The 19,230-nt window shown below is 67.1% G+C and carries 18 protein-coding genes and 1 pseudogene; 8 read left to right on the top strand and 11 right to left on the bottom strand.

Annotated elements, in window-relative coordinates:
- The first annotated feature begins 224 nt into the window (after positions 1-224).
- A complete protein-coding gene (locus B0E53_RS02815) occupies positions 225-992 on the top strand; it encodes an ABC transporter ATP-binding protein (RefSeq protein WP_091265895.1) in 768 nt (255 codons plus the stop codon).
- Positions 992-3,541 carry an ABC transporter permease gene (locus tag B0E53_RS02820; RefSeq protein WP_107074507.1) on the top strand — a complete coding sequence of 850 codons (2,550 nt, stop codon included), beginning with the start codon at positions 992-994 and terminating at the stop codon, positions 3,539-3,541. The genes B0E53_RS02815 and B0E53_RS02820 overlap by 1 nt, the downstream gene beginning before the upstream one ends.
- A 59-nt stretch (positions 3,542-3,600) precedes the next feature.
- On the opposite strand, the gene B0E53_RS02825 is transcribed toward B0E53_RS02820, so the two are convergent.
- The 3 genes from B0E53_RS02825 to B0E53_RS02835 all read right to left on the bottom strand — a co-directional run bounded on the left by B0E53_RS02825 (position 3,601) and on the right by B0E53_RS02835 (position 5,712).
- A complete protein-coding gene (locus tag B0E53_RS02825; protein WP_107074508.1) occupies positions 3,601-4,248 on the bottom strand; it encodes an HAD family phosphatase in 648 nt (215 codons plus the stop codon).
- Positions 4,249-4,361: 113 nt separating this feature from the next.
- On the bottom strand, positions 4,362-5,111 hold the full coding sequence (locus B0E53_RS02830) for a neutral zinc metallopeptidase (protein WP_107074509.1): 750 nt from the start codon (positions 5,109-5,111) through the stop codon (positions 4,362-4,364).
- Between the two features lie 97 nt (positions 5,112-5,208).
- Positions 5,209-5,712, bottom strand: a complete 504-nt coding sequence (locus B0E53_RS02835) for a hypothetical protein (RefSeq protein ID WP_146167567.1) — start codon at positions 5,710-5,712, stop codon at positions 5,209-5,211.
- A gap of 57 nt (positions 5,713-5,769) precedes the next feature.
- Here B0E53_RS02835 and B0E53_RS02840 point away from each other — a divergent pair, with 57 nt between their 5' ends.
- The gene (locus B0E53_RS02840; protein ID WP_107074511.1) at positions 5,770-6,186 is read left to right on the top strand and encodes a hypothetical protein; all 417 of its coding nucleotides are present in this window, start codon (positions 5,770-5,772) and stop codon (positions 6,184-6,186) included.
- A gap of 15 nt (positions 6,187-6,201) precedes the next feature.
- Here the strand turns inward: B0E53_RS02840 and B0E53_RS02845 are convergent, their stop codons facing one another.
- On the bottom strand, positions 6,202-6,414 hold the full coding sequence (locus B0E53_RS02845) for a hypothetical protein (RefSeq protein WP_246835198.1): 213 nt from the start codon (positions 6,412-6,414) through the stop codon (positions 6,202-6,204).
- A 240-nt stretch (positions 6,415-6,654) separates the two neighbouring features.
- Here B0E53_RS02845 and B0E53_RS02850 point away from each other — a divergent pair, with 240 nt between their 5' ends.
- Both B0E53_RS02850 and B0E53_RS02855 read left to right on the top strand, forming a co-directional pair.
- Positions 6,655-7,056 (top strand): YciI family protein, encoded by a 402-nt coding sequence (locus B0E53_RS02850; protein WP_107074512.1) that lies wholly within the window; start codon positions 6,655-6,657, stop codon positions 7,054-7,056.
- Positions 7,057-7,059: 3 nt separating this feature from the next.
- Positions 7,060-8,307, top strand: a complete 1,248-nt coding sequence (locus B0E53_RS02855) for a sigma-70 family RNA polymerase sigma factor (RefSeq protein ID WP_107074513.1) — start codon at positions 7,060-7,062, stop codon at positions 8,305-8,307.
- 51 nt (positions 8,308-8,358) lie between these two features.
- On the opposite strand, the gene B0E53_RS02860 is transcribed toward B0E53_RS02855, so the two are convergent.
- On the bottom strand, positions 8,359-8,538 hold the full coding sequence (locus tag B0E53_RS02860) for a hypothetical protein (protein WP_107074514.1): 180 nt from the start codon (positions 8,536-8,538) through the stop codon (positions 8,359-8,361).
- Positions 8,539-8,738: 200 nt separating this feature from the next.
- Positions 8,739-8,999, bottom strand: a pseudogene (locus B0E53_RS02865) (glycoside hydrolase family 15 protein); the annotation flags it as partial.
- Positions 9,000-9,136: 137 nt separating this feature from the next.
- Here B0E53_RS02865 and B0E53_RS02870 point away from each other — a divergent pair.
- A complete protein-coding gene (locus tag B0E53_RS02870) occupies positions 9,137-9,796 on the top strand; it encodes an HNH endonuclease family protein (RefSeq protein WP_107074515.1) in 660 nt (219 codons plus the stop codon).
- A 74-nt stretch (positions 9,797-9,870) separates the two neighbouring features.
- On the opposite strand, the gene B0E53_RS02875 is transcribed toward B0E53_RS02870, so the two are convergent.
- The 3 genes from B0E53_RS02875 to B0E53_RS02885 all read right to left on the bottom strand — a co-directional run bounded on the left by B0E53_RS02875 (position 9,871) and on the right by B0E53_RS02885 (position 13,632).
- Entirely contained in the window at positions 9,871-10,296 is a 426-nt protein-coding gene (locus tag B0E53_RS02875) for a nucleoside deaminase (protein WP_107074516.1), read from the bottom strand.
- 527 nt (positions 10,297-10,823) lie between these two features.
- Positions 10,824-11,732, bottom strand: a complete 909-nt coding sequence (locus B0E53_RS36855) for a hypothetical protein (RefSeq protein ID WP_146167568.1) — start codon at positions 11,730-11,732, stop codon at positions 10,824-10,826.
- Between the two features lie 322 nt (positions 11,733-12,054).
- Entirely contained in the window at positions 12,055-13,632 is a 1,578-nt protein-coding gene (locus B0E53_RS02885) for an RNA-directed DNA polymerase (RefSeq protein WP_107074518.1), read from the bottom strand.
- A gap of 150 nt (positions 13,633-13,782) precedes the next feature.
- Here B0E53_RS02885 and B0E53_RS02890 point away from each other — a divergent pair, with 150 nt between their 5' ends.
- Entirely contained in the window at positions 13,783-14,469 is a 687-nt protein-coding gene (locus B0E53_RS02890; RefSeq protein ID WP_146167569.1) for a hypothetical protein, read from the top strand.
- Positions 14,466-14,954, top strand: coding sequence for a hypothetical protein (locus B0E53_RS38450; RefSeq protein WP_210405893.1), 489 nt, complete (start codon positions 14,466-14,468; stop codon positions 14,952-14,954). The genes B0E53_RS02890 and B0E53_RS38450 overlap by 4 nt, the downstream gene beginning before the upstream one ends.
- Before the next feature lie 692 nt (positions 14,955-15,646).
- Here B0E53_RS38450 and B0E53_RS36860 read toward each other — a convergent pair.
- Both B0E53_RS36860 and B0E53_RS36865 read right to left on the bottom strand, forming a co-directional pair.
- The gene (locus B0E53_RS36860) at positions 15,647-16,519 is read right to left on the bottom strand and encodes a hypothetical protein (protein ID WP_146167570.1); all 873 of its coding nucleotides are present in this window, start codon (positions 16,517-16,519) and stop codon (positions 15,647-15,649) included.
- 59 nt (positions 16,520-16,578) lie between these two features.
- Positions 16,579-19,104 (bottom strand): hypothetical protein, encoded by a 2,526-nt coding sequence (locus B0E53_RS36865; RefSeq protein ID WP_146167571.1) that lies wholly within the window; start codon positions 19,102-19,104, stop codon positions 16,579-16,581.
- Positions 19,105-19,230: the final 126 nt, after the last annotated feature.

A 19,230-nucleotide genomic window follows, 5' to 3' on the forward strand; every position in this document is an offset into this window, starting at 1 on the left:
GCGACGCGGGGTTGACCATGACGCGACGTGAGGTCCTAGCGTCGGCGGCGCCGGCCGGTCAGGGATGACCCTGAGCCGGCCTCGGGGGTGACCCCAACGGAAATTCCGGCGACGGTTCCGCCCCGGGGCGGACGGATCCGTGCCCGGCGGCACGGAGGATGGAACTGCCGCACCGGCCAGCGGGGGCGGTGCGGATCAGCAGGCTGACGGAAGAGGTAGATGACGTGACCGCGACGGTAGGGCAGCAGGCGCAGGCCGCGGCCCGGGCCAGCGACGTGTGGAAGGTGTACGGCAGCGGCGAGGCGCAGGTCATCGCGCTGCGGGGGGTGAGCGCCGAGTTCGAGCGGGGCCGGTTCACCGCGATCATGGGCCCGTCCGGCTCGGGCAAGTCGACGCTGATGCACTGCCTGGCGGGCCTGGACTCGGTGACCCGGGGCACCGTCATGATCGGTGACACCACGGTGACCGGGCTGGGTGACGCCGGCCTGACGAAGCTGCGCCGCGACAAGGTGGGCTTCATCTTCCAGCAGTTCAACCTGCTGCCCACGCTCACCGCGCAGGAGAACATCCTGCTGCCGCTGTCGATCGCCGGCCGCAAGCCCGACCCGGCCTGGTACGACACGGTGATCGACACGGTCGGCCTGCGGGAGCGGCTCGGGCACCGCCCGGCGCAGCTCTCCGGCGGCCAGCAGCAGCGGGTGGCGTGCGCCCGGGCCCTGGTCGCCCGCCCCGAGGTGATCTTCGCCGACGAGCCGACCGGCAACCTGGACTCCCGCTCCGGCGCCGAGGTGCTCAACTTCCTGCGCAACTCGGTCCGCGAGCACGGCCAGACCATCGTCATGGTCACCCACGACCCGACCGCCGCCGCGTACGCCGACCGGGTGGTCTTCCTCGCCGACGGCCAGATCGTCTCGGAGCTGATCGAGCCGACCGCCGACACGGTGCTGGACACCATGAAGAAGCTCGACGCGCCGGCCGAGGTGGGCAACTGATGTTCCGGGCCACAATGAAGAGCCTGCTGGCACGCAAGCTGCGGCTGCTGCTGTCCGGCCTGGCGGTGGTGCTCGGCGTCATGTTCGTCTCCGGCGCGTTCGTGCTCACCGACACCCTCGGCCGCTCCTTCGACGCGGTCTTCTCCGACGCGTTCTCCGACGTCGACGTCAACGTGGCCGCGAAGCCGAAGGTCGCCCTCTCCGAGGTCGAGGGCGAGCAGGTGGCCGCCCCGGTGCCCGCGTCGGTTGTCGACCGGGTCAAGGCGGTGCCGGGCGTGACCGACGTGCGCGGCGTGGTCAACGCCGACGGGGCCCGGCTGATCGGCAGCAACGGCAAGGTGGTCACCTCGTTCGGCCCGCCGCAGCTCGGCGAGAACTGGCTCGGCGAGAGCGACCTGCTGAAGCTGCGTGAGGGGCGCGCGCCCCAGGCCGACGACGAGATCGTGGTCAACGTCGCGCTGGCCGACGCCGCCAAGGTCAAGGTCGGCGACCGGGTCGGCGTGCTGACCCTGGCGCCGAAGAAGGAGTTCACCCTGGTCGGCGTCTTCGGCTACAGCGGCGGCCGGGACTCGGTCGGCGGGGTCAACGAGGTCGCCTTCACCACCCCGGTCGCCCAGCAGCTGATGCTCGGCAAGCCGGGCGTCTTCTCCAACGTGACCGCGCAGGCCGCCGGCGGCACCACGCCCGAGGCGCTGCGCGACGAGGTGGCCCGCGCCCTCGGCGCGGACTACGAGGTCAAGACCGGCAAGCAGCTCGCGGACGACGCGTCCGCCGGCCTGAAGGAGGGCCTGTCCTTCTTCAACAAGATCCTCCTCGGCTTCGCCGCGGTGGCGCTGCTGGTCGGCACCTTCCTGATCCTCAACACCTTCTCGATCATCGTCGCCCAGCGCACCCGCGAGCTGGCGCTCATGCGGGCCATCGGCGCGAGCGGGCGGCAGGTCATCGGCTCGGTGGTGCTGGAGGCCGTGGCGGTCGGCCTGATCGCCTCGGTGCTCGGGCTCGCCGCCGGCATCGGGGTGGGCGCGCTGCTGGCGTACCTGTTCGGCAAGCTCGCCGGCGGGCTCACGCTGGCCGGGCTCGGCGTGCCGCCCGCGGCCGTGATCGGCGCCTTCGCGGTGGGTCTGGTGATCACCGTGGTGGCGGCGCTGCTGCCCGCGCTGCGCGCCTCGCGCATCCCGCCGATCGCCGCCATGCAGGACGTCGCAACGCCGGACCGGCCGCTGACCAAGGTGACCGTCGGCGGGTCCGTGGTCACCGCGATCGGCGCCGGCCTGCTCTTCCTCGGGCTCGGCGGCCACGCCGGCGGCAACACCCTCGCCACCATCCTCGGTGGCGTGCTGTTCGCCTTCATCGGCGTGGCGCTGCTGACCCCGCTGATCAGCCGGCCGGTCGTCGCCCTGCTGGGCACGATCTTCGCCTGGTCGGTGCCGGGCAAGCTGGGTCGGCTGAACTCCGGCCGCAACCCCCGCCGGACCGCGATCACGGCCGCGGCGCTGATGGTCGGCATCGCCCTGGTGACCGGGGTGACGGTGATCCTCGACTCGGCCAAGGGCAGCATCAGCGCCCTGGCCGAGGACACCATCAAGGCGGAGCTGGTGATCTCCGGCGCCCAGGCCGGCCCGCGGCCGGCGACCTTCGACCCGGCGGTGCTGGAGAAGGCCGCCGGCATCCCCGGGGTGCGGCTGGTCGACGGCGAGTACGGCGACATGGCCACCGTGAACGGCGAACGGACCTGGGTGGCGGCGTCCAGCGACGTGGCCGCGCTGGAGCGCATCTTCGGGGCGAAGGCGAACGCCGGTGACATCAGCCGGCTCGGCCCGGACCAGATGCTGGTCGCCTCGGACACCGCGAAGTCCCGCAACCTGTCGGTCGGCTCGACGGTGACCGTGCAGCTGTCCCGGGGCGAGGCCCGCACCTACACGGTCAGCGGCATCTACGAGAGCTCGCAGCTGACCAACCCGGTGGTGCTGCCGCCGCAGGCGGCCACCGACTTCGCCATCCCGCAGCCCATCCAGGGCTTCGTGCAGCTCGCCCCGGGCACGTCGGTGGACGCGGTGCAGCCGCAGATCGAGCGGCTGCTCGCGGACAGCCCCGAGGTGTCGGTGGCGGACCGGGCCGCGTTCATCAAGCAGCAGACCAGCCAGCTGGACACCCCGCTGCGGATGATCCAGATCCTGCTGGCGCTGGCCATCGTGATCGCGGTGCTGGGCATCATCAACACCCTGGCCCTGTCGGTGCTGGAACGCACCCGGGAGCTGGGCCTGCTGCGGGCCATCGGCCTGCGCCGGGCGCAGACCATGCGGATGATCACCGTGGAGGCGGTGGTGATCTCGATCTTCGGCGCCCTGCTCGGCGTCGTGGTCGGCACCGGCCTCGGCGCGGCCGTGGTCCGGGCGCTCAAGGACGAGGGCATCACCGATCTGGTCCTGCCCTGGAGCCAGATGGTGACGTTCCTGGTCCTGGCCGCGATCATCGGCGTGGTGGCCGCGGTGCTGCCCGCCATCCGCGCGGCGCGGATCAACGTGCTGGGCGCCATCGCCCACGACTGAGCCGCCACGACACGGAAAAGGGACCCCGCGAACGGCGGGGCCCCTTTTCCGTGACCCGGTCAGGCGGGGCGTTCGCCGAGCAGAGCCGCGAGCAGCTCCAGGTCCGCCGCCGTCAGGCTCTCCACCTGGTGTACGCCGTCCGTCGGCGGCAGCGGCACCTCGGCGGGGACGGCCAGCACGGCGGCCCCGGCGGCCAGCGCGCTGGCCACCCCGGTCGGCGAGTCCTCGATCGCCACGCACCGCTCGATCGGCACGCCGAGCAGCCGCGCCGCGGTCAGGTACGGCTCCGGGTGCGGCTTGGCCGCGTCCACCTCGTCGCCGCAGACCACCGCGTCGAAGCTGTCCCGGCCAAGGGTGTCGAGGGCGACCTCGACCAGCGACCGGCCGCTGGAGGTGACCAGGGCGGTCGGGATGCCGGCGGCGCGGACCGCGCGCAGCAGGGCAAGCGCCCCCGGCCGCCACCGCAGCCCGCTGCGGAACAGCTCCAGGATCCGGGCGTTGATCCAGTCGGCGCTGGCCTGCGGGTCCCGCTCCGGCTGGCCCAGGTCGTCGTGCACGATCCGCATCGAGGCGGCCATGCTGGTGCCGATGATCGCCTTGCGGGCATCCTCCGAGAGGGCGCCGCCGTAGACCGCCGCGAGTTCCTGCAACGCGACGTCCCAGAGCTTCTCGCTGTCGACCAGGGTGCCGTCCATGTCGAAGAGCACGGCGGCGGGGTGTCTGCTGCTCAGCGGGGCCTCCTCGGGTGCGGGTACCCGCCGATCCTCTCAGCCGGGCCGCGCCGGGCGGTAACCGTCCCCGGCGAGGGTGACCTGCGGCATCAGCCGAGGCCGCAGGCGTCCAGGGAGTTCTCGTAGCCGCGGAAGAACGAGTCGGTGCGCTGCTCGGCGGTGCCGTGCGAGCCCTCGGCGAACCAGGGCTGGTTCGGGTCGTCGCCGACCGCCAGCAGCCCTTCCCGGAACTCGTCCAGGTCACCCTCGGCCAGCGTCAGCGTCCCGGAGCGCACGTTGTCGCCGATGTACGCCCCGGCCATGCAGTCCGCCTGCAACTCCTGCTGAATGGTGAAGTTGTAGCGGATGCCGAGACGCACCTGGACGCCGTGGGCGTACTCGTGGCCGAGCAGGTAGAACAGGAAGGCGTCGCCGACCTGCCGGAACGCCCCCACCGACCAGTTCACGTCATAGGCGATGAAGTCGCCCGCCGAGCAGTAGACCGCGTTGTTGCGGGGCAACCCCTCGCCGCCGCAGGAGACCTCGCCGGACCTGGTGTACGGCACCACCCGCCGGATCGGCCGGAACTGCTTGCCGGAGTCCCGGAACCGGTCCGTCCAGTAGCGCTCGGCGATGCCCACCGCGTCGGAGAAGTCCTGCTTGAACTCGGCCACGCTGGTGGTGCCGTCGGCGCGGGTCGAGTCCGCTCCAGGGGACGCCGGCTGGCCGCTCCGCCGCGGGCCGGGCTGCCCCGGCTCGCCCTGGTCCAGCCCGCCGCCCAGGCAGCCGGCCGCCACCACCACGGCCACCAGCAGCCCGGCCAGTGGTCCCGGTCGCCGACGTCCCGCCCTCTCCCCCACCACTGCCTCCCGGCTGAGTCGCTGTGTCAGCGCAGTACCCCGCCCGCGCGCCGTTGATGCCCACCGGGGATCACGTGCCCGCGCGGGCCTTCGTTCATCAGTCGGCGGCGGTGAACAGCAGCAGCGCCCGGTCGGGGTCGAACTGGACGCTGGCCCGGGCGCCCGCGTCGTACGCCGGGCTGCGTCGCCAGCGCACCTCCGGCGGCACGTACGCGCTCAGGCCGGGCCACACGGCCAACGGCGGCGGGAAGTCGGTCACCGGCGCCCAGTCGTACGCGGCGGCCAGCGCGTCGGCGTCGGCCGGGGCCAGCCGCACCACGCCCTGGTAGGTGCTGTCGGTGGGGCCGGGCGCGCGGGAGCAGGCGAAGCTCGGATGGTCGACCTGCCAGTGGATCTCGGCGTACTCCCCGATGCCCGGCACGTCCTGCGCTGTCCAGCGCCGGTCGGTGCGGACCTTCGCCTCCTCGGCGGCGACCTGCGCCGCGCAGTCCCGCTCCTGCCCTCCATCGGCCCGCGCCAGCCAGAACACACCGCCGCAGGCGGCGAGCAGGACGACGCCGACCACGGCGACGACGGTCACGAGCAGCGATCTGCGGTTCACGCCGGCAGGGTAGCCGCCGCCGGCCAACCCTGGCGGGGCCCCGGTACAGTGCCCCGCGTGACCCACCACACGGCCCACGCCAGCATCGTCTACTGGCGACGGAGCATCTGGAACGGACGCCGCTGCGTGCCGGTGCTCATGACCCTCGATCAGGGTTGGCTGCGGGCACGCGACCGGGCCGGCGCGGAGGTGTTCGCCGCCCCGGTCGGTCAGGTCGCCGGCCGGTTGACCCGCCTCGGCACGCTGCTGCTGACCGTCGACGGGCGGCGGTACGCGCTGGTGGGGCGGGGAGCCACCGTCTCGCCGGACCCCAGCCCCGAGCAGAAGCGCGGATTCGTCGACTTCTGGGCCCACCGGACCCCGCCGACCGGCGACGGGCCGGGCCTCCTCGACCAGCTCCTCAACGGCGCCGCGGCCTTCAACACCCGGTCCTGGCGTAACGCCCTGGCGGCCGGCGGGGCCGGGGTGCGCTGACCGCGCCGGGCGGCCTCACCCCGTGAAGCCGTGCCCGCCGTTGTTCCAGCCGTCATGCTGTACGTGCGTCCGCTCGGCCGCCCGCCGGTGCTGCTCCCCCCGGGCCGCCCGGACCACCGCCGGATCCTCCTCGGTGGCCCGCCGCCGCCGGTCCCGCCAGGAGACGTAGCCCACCACCGCGGCCACCACCACGGCCACCACCGCCAGTGTCACCAGCACCGTCGTCATGCCCATGACGGTAGAACCCTCACGCATCCCCGGGCCGCGGCTACGCCGCGGCGACGATCGACGCGGACTTCGACGCGCATGAACGGTCCCGGGTCCGCCGGCCGGGCCGAGGCGAACGCGTGCCGAGCGGCCGGCCGCCCGGGTCGGCTGATCCGCCCCTAGGCTGGTGTCCGGGTCGGCTCCGTGGCTCCGACGTCCCGGGTGAGCGGCGCCGCGGGGCGCCCGCCGAGAGGAGACACCGTGAAGTACCTGATCATGCTCTACGGCAGCCAGCGGGACTACGACGCGATGGCCGGGCGGCCCGGCGACCAGCCGCCGATGAGCCCGGAGCAGCTCGCCGCCATGCACGCCCACATGGAGGCGATCCACAAGGACCTGGCCGAGACCGGTGAACTGGTCGACGCGCAGGGCCTGTCCGCGCCGGTGCACGCCCGCCGGGTCCGGCTGCGCGGCGGCGCGCCCGTGGTCACCGACGGCCCGTACGCCGAGACGCAGGAGGTGCTGGCCGGCTACACGCTGGTCGAGTGCGCCAGCTTCGACCGGGCCACCGAGATCGCCGCCCGGTTCGTCAACCCGGACGCCGAGGGCGAGTACGTCGACGTACGGCCGATCGTGGACGGCGTCGAGGAACTCCAGGGCTGACCGGTGCCCGCCGAACGCGTCGAGGACCTGCTGCGCGCCCTGGCGCCGCAGGTCCTCGGCGCGCTCGTCCGCCGGTACGGGCACTTCGACGCCGCCGAGGACGCCACCCAGGAGGCGCTGCTCGCCGCCGCCACCCGCTGGCCCGGCGACGGGCTTCCGCACGATCCGAAGGCGTGGCTGATCACCGTGGCGTCCCGCCGGCTGACCGACCTGCTCCGGGCCGAGCAGGCCCGGCGCCGCCGGGAGGACGGGGTGGCCCGGGAGGGGCCGGCGGACCGGTGGCTGGCGCCGCCCGCGGACACCGCGCCGGACGACGCCGACGACAGCCTCGTCCTGCTGTTCCTCTGCTGCCACCCGTCGCTGCCGCCGGCCGGGCAGATCGCGCTGACCCTGCGCGCGGTCGGCGGGTTGAGCACCGCCGAGGTGGCGCGGGCGTTCCTGGTGCCGGAGGCGACCATGACCCGGCGGATCACCCGGGCCAAGCAGCGCATCCGGGACAGCGGCCTGCCGTTCGCCCCGCCGGCCGGCCCGGAGCGGGCCGCCCGGCTCGACGCCGTGCTGCACGTGCTCTACCTGATCTTCAACGAGGGGTACGCGAGCACCGCCGGGGAGCAGCTGCACCGGCCCGACCTGTGCGCCGAGGCGATCCGGCTGGCCCGGTTGCTGCACCGGCTCACCGACGACGCCGAGGTGACCGGGCTGCTGGCGCTGATGCTGCTCACCGACGCGCGCACCCCGGCGCGGACCGGCCCGGACGGCATGCTGGTGCCGATGGCCGAGCAGGACCGGCGGCGCTGGCGGGCCGACCGGATCGCCGAGGGGACGAGACTGGTCGGTGCGGCGCTGCCCCGCGGCGCGGTCGGGACGTACCAGCTCCAGGCGGCGATCGCCGCGCTGCACGACGAGGCGCCCGCCGTCGAGTCGACGGACTGGCCGCAGATCGTCGCCCTCTACGAGATGCTGCTGGCCCTGAACGACAACCCGGTGGTCCGGCTCAACCACGCCGTGGCCGTGGCCATGGCGCGCGGGCCGCGGGCCGGCCTGGCGCTGCTCGACGCGCTGGCGGCCGACCGCCGGGTCGCCGAGGACCACCGCCGGTACGCGGCCCGGGCGCACCTGCTGGAGCTGGCCGGGGAGCCGGACGCGGCGCGCGAGGCGTACCTGGCGGCGGCCCGCCGGTCGATGAACCTCACCCAGCAGCGTTACCTGCACGGCCGGGCGGCCCGGCTGGGCCCGCTCCCCGCTGGTTGAGCACGCGCGCGTTCGGGCGCCCTCGCGGGGCGCCTGGCGTGTGGAGCGACCTCAGTCCAGGCCGCGCATGATGTGCGGTTCGCCGTCGTCGTCGCCGAAGCAGCGGTGCAGCGTCTGCGCCCGAGCCCACAGGTCCAGGCTGCTCGGCGGCCCGACAGGCGGTGGACCGGCCGGCGCGCTCCGCACGGGGGCCGGGTCCGGCGGAACCTTCGAAGCGATGTCGTCGGTCATCTCCGCCCCTCTCGTCGTACCCCATGCTCGTCCTCGGACGTCACAGCCGCATCTCCCGGGCTGCGCCGGCGTGGACGGCGGGCCGGGGCCCGCGCTGCTGGTCGGGGGCGCCTACCCGCCCGGGCCGGGCCGGTAACCCGTACTCCGGTCACCGTAGCGGGCCGGACCGGGCGGCACAGCGGGTTTCTGCCGCCCGGCGGTCAGCCGCGGGCGTCGAGGAGCCGGTCCAGGTTCGCCGCGGAGCTGATCAGGGAGAGGTGGCTGAACGCCTGCGGGAAGTTGCCGGCCTGCTCCCCGGTCGGGGCGATCTCCTCGGCGTAGAGGCCGAGCTGGCTGCTGTAGGTGAGCATCTTCTCGAAGGTCAGCTGCGCGTCGTCGAGCCGGCCGGACTCCGCCAGCGCCTGGACGTACCAGAAGGTGCACATGGTGAAGGTGCTCTCCCGGCCGGAGAGACCGGGGGGTCTGCCCGGTTCAACGCCCGAAGCGGCGTCCGTTTGGTTCCGGTCATCCACTGTTCACAGAACTTGATCTAGACCGTTACTTCCAACTCTGTCTATATGGGTGCCAGCACATGCCAATCCCATCCGGATGGAGTCCCATGACCCGCACGCTGCGCGCCACGGCCATCAGCCTCGCCGCGATCCTGGCCGCCACCCTCGGCCTCACCCAGCCCGCCTGGGCCGCCAGCTACTCCGCCTCCCTGACCACCGCCGTCGCCGGCCTCCCCGTCGCCAGCGAGGTCCGCACCGGCTACAGCCGCGACCTCTTCCCACACTGGATCGACGCCGACGGCGACGGCTGCAACACCCGCAACGAGGTCCTCTACGCCGAAGCCACCACCAAACCCACGATCAGCGGGACCTGCACCCTCTCCGGCGGCCGCTGGTACTCCTACTACGACAACGCCTACTGGACGCTCACCGGCGACCTCGACATCGACCACATGGTGCCGCTCGCCGAGGCCTGGGACTCCGGCGCCCGCAACTGGACCACCAGCCGCCGCCAGGCGTACGCCAACGACCTGGGCGACTCCCGCGCGCTGGCCGCGGTCACCGACAACGTCAACCAGGCCAAGGGCGACCAGGACCCGGCCACCTGGATGCCGTCGTACGCCTCCGCCCGCTGCCGCTACATCGGCGAGTGGGTCGCCGTGAAGGTCCGGTGGCGGCTCACCGTGGACAGCGCGGAAAAGAGCGCCCTGACCAGCTGGGCCAACAACTGCCCCGCCACCACCATCTCCGTCACCTACGCCTACTGACGCTCGCCCTCCCCGGAACTTGGAGAGTTGACGTCCGGACCGGACGGCAACTCTCCAAGACGGCGGCGGACCCCCTAGTAGTAGTTGTCGATCGGCTGGCGCGCCTCGTCGAACAGCGCCGGCCCCTCGTACCGCACCGGAGGCAGCGGCGGGCTGGCCGGCTTGACCTCCTCGAACTGTTCCGCGGACAGGGCGTACACCACCCGACCGAGACCGGACCGGGCGATCGCCGTCTCGCACATCGGGCAGGGCTGGCAACTGGTGAACATCGTGGTGGCGGCCGCCACGTCCGGGGTGAGTTCCCGAGCGGCCCAGCGGGCCAGCTTCAGTTCCGGGTGGGCGGTGATGTCGGAGTCGGAGACCACGGTGTTGTGGTCCTCGATCAGGACGGTCCCGTCCGCACCGACCAGCAACGAGCCGAACGGCCGTTCGCCGGACGCCCCGGCCATGCTGGCGAGCTCCACGGCACGGCGGAGAAACTTCTCGTCGTCACCAGTCATCGGTCCTCCTGGGATCTGTGGTACGCGGCCACGGCCGCAGTCCGCGCCTCACACCACCCCGCTCGGGACCAATGTGGGCCCTGCGGCGGTCACTTGGCGTTGTATTGATCGCTGGCATAGGCGTTGTCATCCAAATCGGGCGAGCTGCCCCGTGGCCTGGGCCAAGACGCGTCATCGGTAGTCATCGGTGGTCGCCGCATGTGGACGTCGGACGGCCTAGAGACGGCATGATCTTGGTGCGTCTACGCCGGTCGGCGACGACGCCAGCACCTGACCCCCAGGGCGCTTCGGCACACGCCTAAGCAAGTCACGCACGCATTCCGCAAGATCAGGCCGTGTAGCGGACGGTATGCCGACCGCCAGCGTGCATGCCGTGTGGTCCCCATTTGGTCCCCTAGCGCGGAGATCGCTTGGCCCCCGCAGGACGCGGTTAGGACGGGCGTATCAACGGAACGGTTGTCCCCCGAGACAGACGCTCGATGGCTTCGCGAAGTCGCGATTGATCGATCTGCGCACACTCGGCGGATCTAGAGCGGGGACCCACAATCCGTGCAGTTCCCGCGAACTTGCTGAGAGAACGGTATACCGCTCTTGCTGGCCTGCGCCGTGGCGGCCTTGGCTCCGAGGAGCCCGGGTGGATATTCGTCCTCGCGAAGGATGCGCGACGTACCGTCCTGTTCGATAATCGCATAGTCGAAGTCGACGCCGTCAGCCCAAGTTAGCTCCATAAAGCGAGCTTCCGTAGTCCGCTGCACACACTGACACAAGTCTCTTACTGCCGATGCAACATCTAATATTCTGGCGCTACGCCCGCGCGCCGCCAACACAACATCCTCTTGATCGATCAGGATGTCGAATACCTCACCAGGCTCAGTCTGCGCCGCCCCATCAATCTTCCCACCACCGACCACATACTCGTCTAGGTGCTCTGCAATATTGCGCAAATCTGTTACATGCGAGGTCCTCTGCCGAAACACTTGCAGGGCCGCCATGATATGCGGGTTGCCATTCAGACGCTTTTGCAAGTCCCGCGCAATCCTCTCCATTCTACGAGCGCAATTTATAATCGCGAGCCCGTCAACGCGTGCCACAAACTGAACTCGAAAGCGCTTGTTCCACGCCTTTGCACCGGTGGCATTATTGAAGTTCTTCAAGTCTGCCAACAGACGGCGCTCATGCACTGCAAGCTCCCGCAACAGAGCATCCATCGATGCCTCCCCCTTTAGCCGCTCAGACCCCTCACGTGATGCTCGGGTAGGCAGGAAGACGATCTCGCCGGGCTCGTGCACGAGCTTCTGCTCGCGGAGTTGATTGCCCGCATCAACAGCAATCGCCACAAGGTGCGAATCTTGAGGCGCAATGTCTTTTGCTATCTGAATAGCCATATCGGCGAAGTCATCCACCCATGCATTCAGAAACCCGCTATTGCCGTGCACGGTGATATCGTAGAAGGTTTCGCCATCCTCGGTTTCGCGTTCGACCGAAGTGTCAGTGCCGCACCATCGTGTATATGCCGCGAACTCGCGAACCCACGACAATACTGCTCGACTCGGCGGAGCCGTTGTTCGAAATTGGACTGTCCGCCAACCCACACATGCTCCGCTCGCCAAACACCATGCGGCCTGGATCGCAGGTGTGCCGATGATGACCTTTATTCTGCAGACAGGCCCGCGTCCGGCAAAGCTTGGGGCCAAGGATGCCGCCTGGAAGGTTGGCCCGGCCGGCTTGCCACAGTTCGGCTGAGGCCAGATGTAGGATCTATTCGTCCTGGCCGGTGTCGAAGTCATCAGCAACCGCCGGCGGCCGCCATGCTCTGTCCTCTAGCATGAGCGAAACAAGAAGATTCCGAGGGTCACGTTCTAGGATGGGTCGCACGACACTACGACCTGCGCCGGCCGTGAGCAACCCCAGTGCGAATATCCGCAGCAGCAGCGGATCCGAGGTTCTATCGAGCCTTCCCCGGATAATGTCTCGACATTGAACCGGCGCAACCGAAGACAGGCGTTGCGTTGCTATTGCAACCTTTTGCGCATCATTGCTTTCGGCAAGCCAACCGCGGAGAACTTCCCGCACGGGCTCGGTGACTCGTTTAACGGGGAAGGCTAGAGCTAGCTGGGAACAGACCCAATCAACCCTAGCCCAATCTGAATTGCAATAAGCTGGAAGCCAATCCTCCAACTGCGTCCAGAAATCTTCTACGGCAGGGTTTTCGTCATCATGCTCCCCACACCGCCTTAGGTACCGACCCAGAGAGTCAGCAGCATGCGGGATTTTATGTGCAGTGCCGAGCCACTTTTCCCAATTATCGAAGACGTCTCGCGTCATTAGGGCAGTTAGAGTGGCCCGGTGCCAAGTACGCGAAAAGCCATCGGGGTGAGCCAACAGCGCCTCCTCGACCCTCTGAAGGGCCGGGATATCCTCCACAACAGTTGGCGCCCCCGACTGCGCCCAGATGACACTCTTCGGCACGGCCAGCTCGCGGGTGCCTTCAAAACGCACCTCCTTGATAGTTTCCTCGGCCGTCATCAGCTTTGTCTTCGCTGCGTTGGGCTCCATCCCGAGGTGTCTGATGCGGTCCTGGACGTCGAGGTAGGTGGAGTACAATTTGGATTCTGATCCGAGCGCTGTGATGTCATCCATCCACCTCGTAACCAAGTCCAAGCCACTTTGCGACGCAGCCTCTAGGGCATCGTCAACTGCGCCCAGATATAGGTGCGCCAAGGCCGCCGACGCGAAGCTTCTCTGCGGGATACCGCTTCTGGTTGCCAAAGCATCGTGCTGCCTGATCACGCTATCGATTACACCGGCCGAGGCAGTCTTACCAATCCTCTCAAAAATCATTTCTGACAAGTTTTCAACACGGATGGATGCGAAGAATGACGAAATATCGATCTGCAACCCATGCTGATTCTCGATAGGGTCAGCGGGGATCGATTTCAAATAGCTTGCCCACTCAAGCCGGTTCTTTGAAGGCATTCCGCTGCCCCGAGAGCGCCATCCATAGACCCAATCCGGAAGCGAGCGATGCAGCTTCCCGAAGTTAGACGCCACTGCAGTCGTGTAGAGAATCCTGGAAAGTGAGTCTTGCAAGACCGCCGGCCGTACGGCTAGACGATTCTTCGGCACCTCTGCTGGATGAAAGAATGCTGGATATCTTGGGACAAAGACGCCATCATCCTTCCGAAGCACCTCGGAAATTGGCAAAGCGGCAGGACTCGTTTGCAGCCATTGATACTCGGGCCACGCCCACGGGTCCCGATACCAGTCTCCATACATCTCCGCCAGGGCAAGCCCACAACCCTTGACGAGGTCCAGTCCGAGGTCAGATCCTGCCATCCAGAGAGACTAACCAAGATTGCTAACAGAGTCGACGCCGGCTACGCCACAGTGGAGGGACGGCTGCATGCCTCGGCGACAGGACGATTCGCCGCACGTCCACGCACGTCGCGCAGGCTATCCTCAAGATCAGGCCGTGCAGCCGACGGCATGCTGTTCGCCACCGCGCACGACCTGTGGTCTCCCAGTGGTCCCGTTCGATCAGGTCGCAAAGTGGTCTACTTCTCGGCGCGCAGGGGCGATGCCCACCGGATCGATCGAGCCAGCATGTTCCCGTACTATGACACGATGCTGCTGGCTGCTCCCGCCTGGGCCACCGTGAACTGGTGGGCCGACTGGATAAGCGTTGCAGGCCTCCCCCTGGCTATCGCTGGCATCGTGCAGGCGTGGCGACAGGCTGTAAAAGCCACCACGGCGGCCCAGGCCGCTGAACGTGCGGTGATGGCGACGGAGTCCAAGCTGAGAGGCCGAGTGCTTCTCGCCCTCCTGGTCCCTCAGCTCCACTGGATATCGAACGAACTTGATGCTGCGATTGAGGCTGATGACGCCGGGCACGCACAGCGGCAACTCAAGAACTGGCGTCAGGTTGCCGGGAATGTGCGTGGCATGCTGAACGTCAGCGATACCCCAAGCGACAAAGACGAGTACGACTTGCTGAATCTACTTCAGGAAAGCGTTCTTCTCGCTCGGATCGCTGGTCAAGCGATTGCGCGGTCGTCAGATACCGCTCTCGTGAAGCACTGCAGCAAGGCCCGAGCGTCGATAGGCCAAGTCTGCGATGAGTTCAGCATGTGGGTGGGCGAGATAGTTACCCGGACGGGAGATAACAACAAATGAGCCGAGAGCAGGACGTCCGGGGCCGGATGGTTAGCCTAGCGGAGAAGCTTCTTCAGCGCACGCTGGACAGCGGCATCCGCTGGATCGAGACAGACCGCGACGACCAGTACCTTTACCCTGCCTCCAACTCAGGCGTCACTATCGAGCGGCACGAGGACCGATTCGAAGGTCTTTACTATCAGCTCACCCTATTGAACGCGGATGGAAAGGCAGTCCAAGAGTTGTCCACCGCCTCAGGAGACAGCGAGGGCGAGCGCGCATCTTGGAATACCACACTTGAGCGGCTTTTTGACGCAGCGCGTCGGGAGGCCCTCGGAATCGATTCCCTCATCGATGACACGCTTCGAGACGTGGAGCAAGGCATATCGAAGAAAGAAGGCCCGGGGCGTTTCGGGAAGAAGGCCCCTACCCAATTCGACGACCCCTGGGCAAGCGCCGCCCCACCCAAAGCGCGAGGAAACTTCGACGAAGAGCCACCGTTCTAGGTCTGCCGTGTGCCGAAGCGACGCCCAAGCTGTCACCGAAGTGTCACCCGGCAGTCGATCATGGATCCAGGGACGGAGTACTGCGAATAATCGCGGGAATAGTACGAGCGCCCGAAGATTCGGCTAGGGGGCTTGGAGCAAAATCGGTGATCGGTCACCGGCCTGGTCGACCCGCGCGGCCTCCCCTACTGCGCCTGCCAGCCATCCCGTCGGCCTTCGTCCGCACTCTGTGGAGTGGGTGGGGCCTGTCCGGTCAAGGTGGAGCACCCAGCGGCTGAACGACCTTGACCGGACAGGCCCCACCCACTCGGCTTTGCCCGGACGGAGGTTGTCGGGATGGCGCCACCATCCCGGAATGCCCGAGCGCCCCGCCGGAGGCATTGTCTGTGTCTCGACTAACATGAAGCCCCGGAACTGCCATAAGTCATGGCGGCCCGGGGCTTCGTCGCATGTCGCGCCGCCGGCGGGCTATCACCGACGCGCTGGCGGCCGAAGGCCAGAGGCGCGCCGGCGGGCCATCGGCCCGGCCCAGGTTCGGCGGCGCGAGCGGCCCGCGACGCGGGCCGCCTTGATCTCGTACAGAAAGTTCTCACACGACTTTCCAACTCTCGGTGCCCCCCGGTCACGGGATGCCTTACATCCGCTTCACGACTTGCTTAACGGAGAGACCGTGTGGCCGGGTTGAAGGTCTGTCAGCGCCGCGGATGCAAGACACTTCTGAAGATCTCGTCTAGAGAAATAGACCCGCTGATCAAAGCATCGGCATGGCGTTCGATTTCTGCGATTGTGGGTACCCCAGTGACCCGAACCTGCAGTGCCATGTCGCCAATCACATCTGGATGGTTGCAGACACGGGTTAACGTTTCGCTGGTGGCATTTACGATCATCAGCCACGTACGGCGGAAGCGAAGCTGCCTGTAGGTCCGGTAGCTGTTGGTAGCGCGCTCCAAATAGGCATCCCGGCCATGCCAACCGATGCGCCTAGTGGCTCGGGCAGCCATTTCATCAAGTAATTTTCGGTGAGCACTGAAGTCGTAGCCCGTGACCCGTGATCTAGCAACCATGGCTAAGTCGCCAGGCCGGTGCGCGTCGAGTACCTGCAAGCGTCTTCTTACACTATACAAATCTTTCCCCAGCCTGCCGGGGAGTCGAAATTCGACAAGACTCGTAGCCGGCAGCTGCCGCCACTCGACCCTTCCCTCCCTGTGGAGCGCCTGGAAATATTGTCCTCGTTTGCGCCGAAGTGACCAGCCGGGGAGAACGCCGAGACGCGGCCCGGGGAAGTCGGCTCCCTCGTCCCTGAACAACTCGAATACGCATCTGCCGTACATCATGTGGTCGGTTGCGACAGTCGAGACCAGAACCGGAAAAAGCTCACCCGCTCTCGTGCGCTCGTGCCGGTCGAGTTCGCGCAACAAACACCGAACAATTTCGCTGCCCCGCTTGGGATCTACGCCCTCATATTCGAGATCCATGTCGTACGCGTAATGCAAATGACTAAAGTCTTGACTGAGCATCGTTGCATAGAAGCCGCCAGGCAGTGCGGGATCCTTGAGGGTATTCATCTCCGGTGCGGCAGACAGAGCCCAGTGATGCCTCGATACGCGTGACTGCAATCTGCCGTTCATAGGTCTCCCGTCGGAGGATCTTCCCCGTCAGCGGGAGCAGGAGACTCTGCCCCACCGTTAGTTTCATCTCCGCCTCTGTCAGCCAAGGACCTAATCAGGCCCCTCAAACGGGGGCCGATCCGATCTTCAGATATAACGGCACCTCGTCGCCGTGCTTGCGACACTAACCAACCGGCTACAAACAGATCCTCGAAGTCCCCGTAGCTGACGTGCTGAAGCATTGCCCTCGTTCTGGGCTCCAAACGGTCGTCCGCTGGCCAAAGGCCGTCGTACTCCGCGCCATCGTTCGCGCCCGCGAGACCCATTTCCTCGAATGCGGACGTAGCTTGCTGATGCCGATTTGCGCGTTTCATTTTTCCGGGCGAGATGCCGAAAAGCGCATCGTCCATGGCTACCGCTCCTAGGCCCATGTCGAGAACAGCCTGGGGGTTCCGGTCCAACAGACCACCCCAGACGCTTTCGAACACTGCCAGCATGTCGGGCCTTGGTCGCGCAAGGCCCGCGACTAGAGCCACGCCCGAGAGCTGTAGCAGAAGTAGCACTGGTTCAGACCAAAAGGAGCCCAGTACCTGGCCATGCTCGCGCCGCACTGTCGCACGTAGTCGGCTGCCGGCCCGGCTAGTCGCGACGACAAGCCCTCGTAGGCGCTCCTCCAGATCGGTTCGTATAGGGCTCTGGTCAACGAGCACGTCGTCGAGCAAGTCCTGATGCGCCCGATAGAAGGCCCACCCAAAGACATCAGGTCGGTCGGAGCTCATTTCAGGATCTACGCTTGTCGCGACCCTAGCGATAGGAGCCCGAAGCCTGTCTTGCAACGCGGCCAGCCGCTCCCTAACGCCCTCGAGACTGAGATTAGGCCACCGGTCATCGACGTCCCGATGGACGGCCTCGCACTGCTCAAAGAGCTCCGACAGCACCAACACTAAGTTGTTCCATTTATGCACGGCCTCATACAAGCGACTTAACGCTGCACCGGCAGCCGGCGTATCCTTGGCAACCAAGCTTCTTGCCCAAGGCCAGAAATCATCCTCGAATGCCGCCAATAGCAGCGTCGCCTCATCGATAGTCTCGGTCGCTACCGCTCGGGCAATCAGCTGCTTTATGTTCGCCTCAGATGTGACTCGGTGGCCCTCAACAGATTCTTCGAACTTGAGTGCATCCCGTATGTTCCGCACCATCTCGGCTGCTACTGGACCCAGATTGCGTTCGTCTTTGCCGCGAGCTTGAGCAACCGTCCACTGCGCGAAATCGGCTGATAGGGCCTGTACGTAGTCGTACGAACCTAAGACCGCTTGCGTGTATGCAAGCGCCACGAAGTCGGCCAGGTTGTAAAGATGCCCGTCAGACGCAGAGCCACCTCTAGTGAGGGGCTGGTCCTCGACCGCATCTGTCGCCTCGGGATTGGGGGCGCCTGCCGCCTCTTGCCGAGCACCAGCGAGCGTGGCAGCTTTTGCCGGTGCCACGACAGTCTCGATCCATAGCCGGGACTCGGCGAACATACCGTGCGACAGCAAGTCGCGCACCGGATCGTAACGGCTGTCAAGAATGTTTGCGAGCTGGGGCGCTTCGCGTCCACCCAGAAACTCGCTAAGGATTTGAGATAAGTAGCGTTCAACCCATAGTGGGTCATCGGCCACAGCGGCTTGCAACGTCGTCCCTGTCGCCAGCGCTACCCCTACCTCGTAGTCGCTGGCCAGGAGCCAATCTTTATGGCGAGAACGCCGGTAGCACCAACCGGGAAGCTGGAGGAGCGCCTGTTTCCGTCGTGTGTACTGTAGCCAAACCACCAAGACACATCGCGCCGCAGACAGGGTTCGGGGATCTATCCCGGCATATTGTGATGGAACGTTCGTGGCCGCTCTCTCACGATCACGGATCAAGAAGCAAAGGTCTCGCAGCGCCAGGAGCGACTCAAGAGTCTGTGCACGGCTTAGACGAGTGCGTGAGCCAGTCGGATCGCGGTCGACCAGCCTCGCGGCTTGCGCGGTCCATCGGGCAACGTCACGTTGCACCACCGACAGTAATTTGACCGGTTCAAGCAGGCCGTAGAGCTGAGTCCGAAGCCGGCCGAAGGAGAGAACCACAAATCCGCCGAGCGCGGACACGATGCAGAGCGCGAGCCGGTTAGGCTCTCTACCGGTAACTGACATTGCGAGTGTTGCGAACGTGAAGAGCACGGCCAAGAAGAAGACGGATGCGTAAACACGCCCCCCAGGAAGCCGGGTAACCAGAGCTCGAACTCTCGCCGTCGCATCCTTATACGTGGTCGAGAACACGAAGGAGACGGTAGCGAAGTAGACACCCGCCAAGGTTCCCGTAACGGACAGTGCGGCCGTGAGGACCGCCTGGTAGTTCGTGCCGGGAGCACCTCCAAGCCATGCCGCGCTTGTAGCAAGCCACGACGGGAGGTACATCCAATGAGCGGCCGATTCCTTTAGGTATGCCCCAAGCGCTTGGGTCCCGATGACAAGCGCGACTGTCATGACGACGGGCAGAGCCACACGGCCGAACGACTTTGCCAAGAGCCAAGCCATCAATCGCGATTCACGAGCATATGCGGCCGATCGGGCTACTGCGGAGGTGGAAGCCCCCCGTAGCCGCATCGTGTGCGCCCGGAGACGCCAGTACCTTGAATTGGCCAAGGTCCT

This window comes from Micromonospora sp. MH33, assembly GCF_003013775.1.
Classification (GTDB): Bacteria; Actinomycetota; Actinomycetes; order Mycobacteriales; family Micromonosporaceae; genus Micromonospora; species Micromonospora fulviviridis.

Excerpts from the sequence above, each read along its gene's own strand:
- B0E53_RS02820 (WP_107074507.1), top strand. The coding sequence starts at position 992 with ATGTTCCGGGCCACAATGAAGAGCCTGCTGGCACGCAAGCTGCGGCTG.
- B0E53_RS02845 (WP_246835198.1), bottom strand. The coding sequence starts at position 6,414 with ATGACGACGGTGCTGGTGACACTGGCGGTGGTGGCCGTGGTGGTGGCC.
- B0E53_RS02860 (WP_107074514.1), bottom strand. The coding sequence starts at position 8,538 with ATGACCGACGACATCGCTTCGAAGGTTCCGCCGGACCCGGCCCCCGTG.
- B0E53_RS02870 (WP_107074515.1), top strand. The coding sequence starts at position 9,137 with ATGACCCGCACGCTGCGCGCCACGGCCATCAGCCTCGCCGCGATCCTG.
- B0E53_RS02875 (WP_107074516.1), bottom strand. The coding sequence starts at position 10,296 with ATGACTGGTGACGACGAGAAGTTTCTCCGCCGTGCCGTGGAGCTCGCC.
- B0E53_RS02885 (WP_107074518.1), bottom strand. The coding sequence starts at position 13,632 with ATGGCAGGATCTGACCTCGGACTGGACCTCGTCAAGGGTTGTGGGCTT.
- B0E53_RS02890 (WP_146167569.1), top strand. The coding sequence starts at position 13,783 with ATGCTGTTCGCCACCGCGCACGACCTGTGGTCTCCCAGTGGTCCCGTT.
- B0E53_RS38450 (WP_210405893.1), top strand. The coding sequence starts at position 14,466 with ATGAGCCGAGAGCAGGACGTCCGGGGCCGGATGGTTAGCCTAGCGGAG.
- B0E53_RS36860 (WP_146167570.1), bottom strand. The coding sequence starts at position 16,519 with ATGAATACCCTCAAGGATCCCGCACTGCCTGGCGGCTTCTATGCAACG.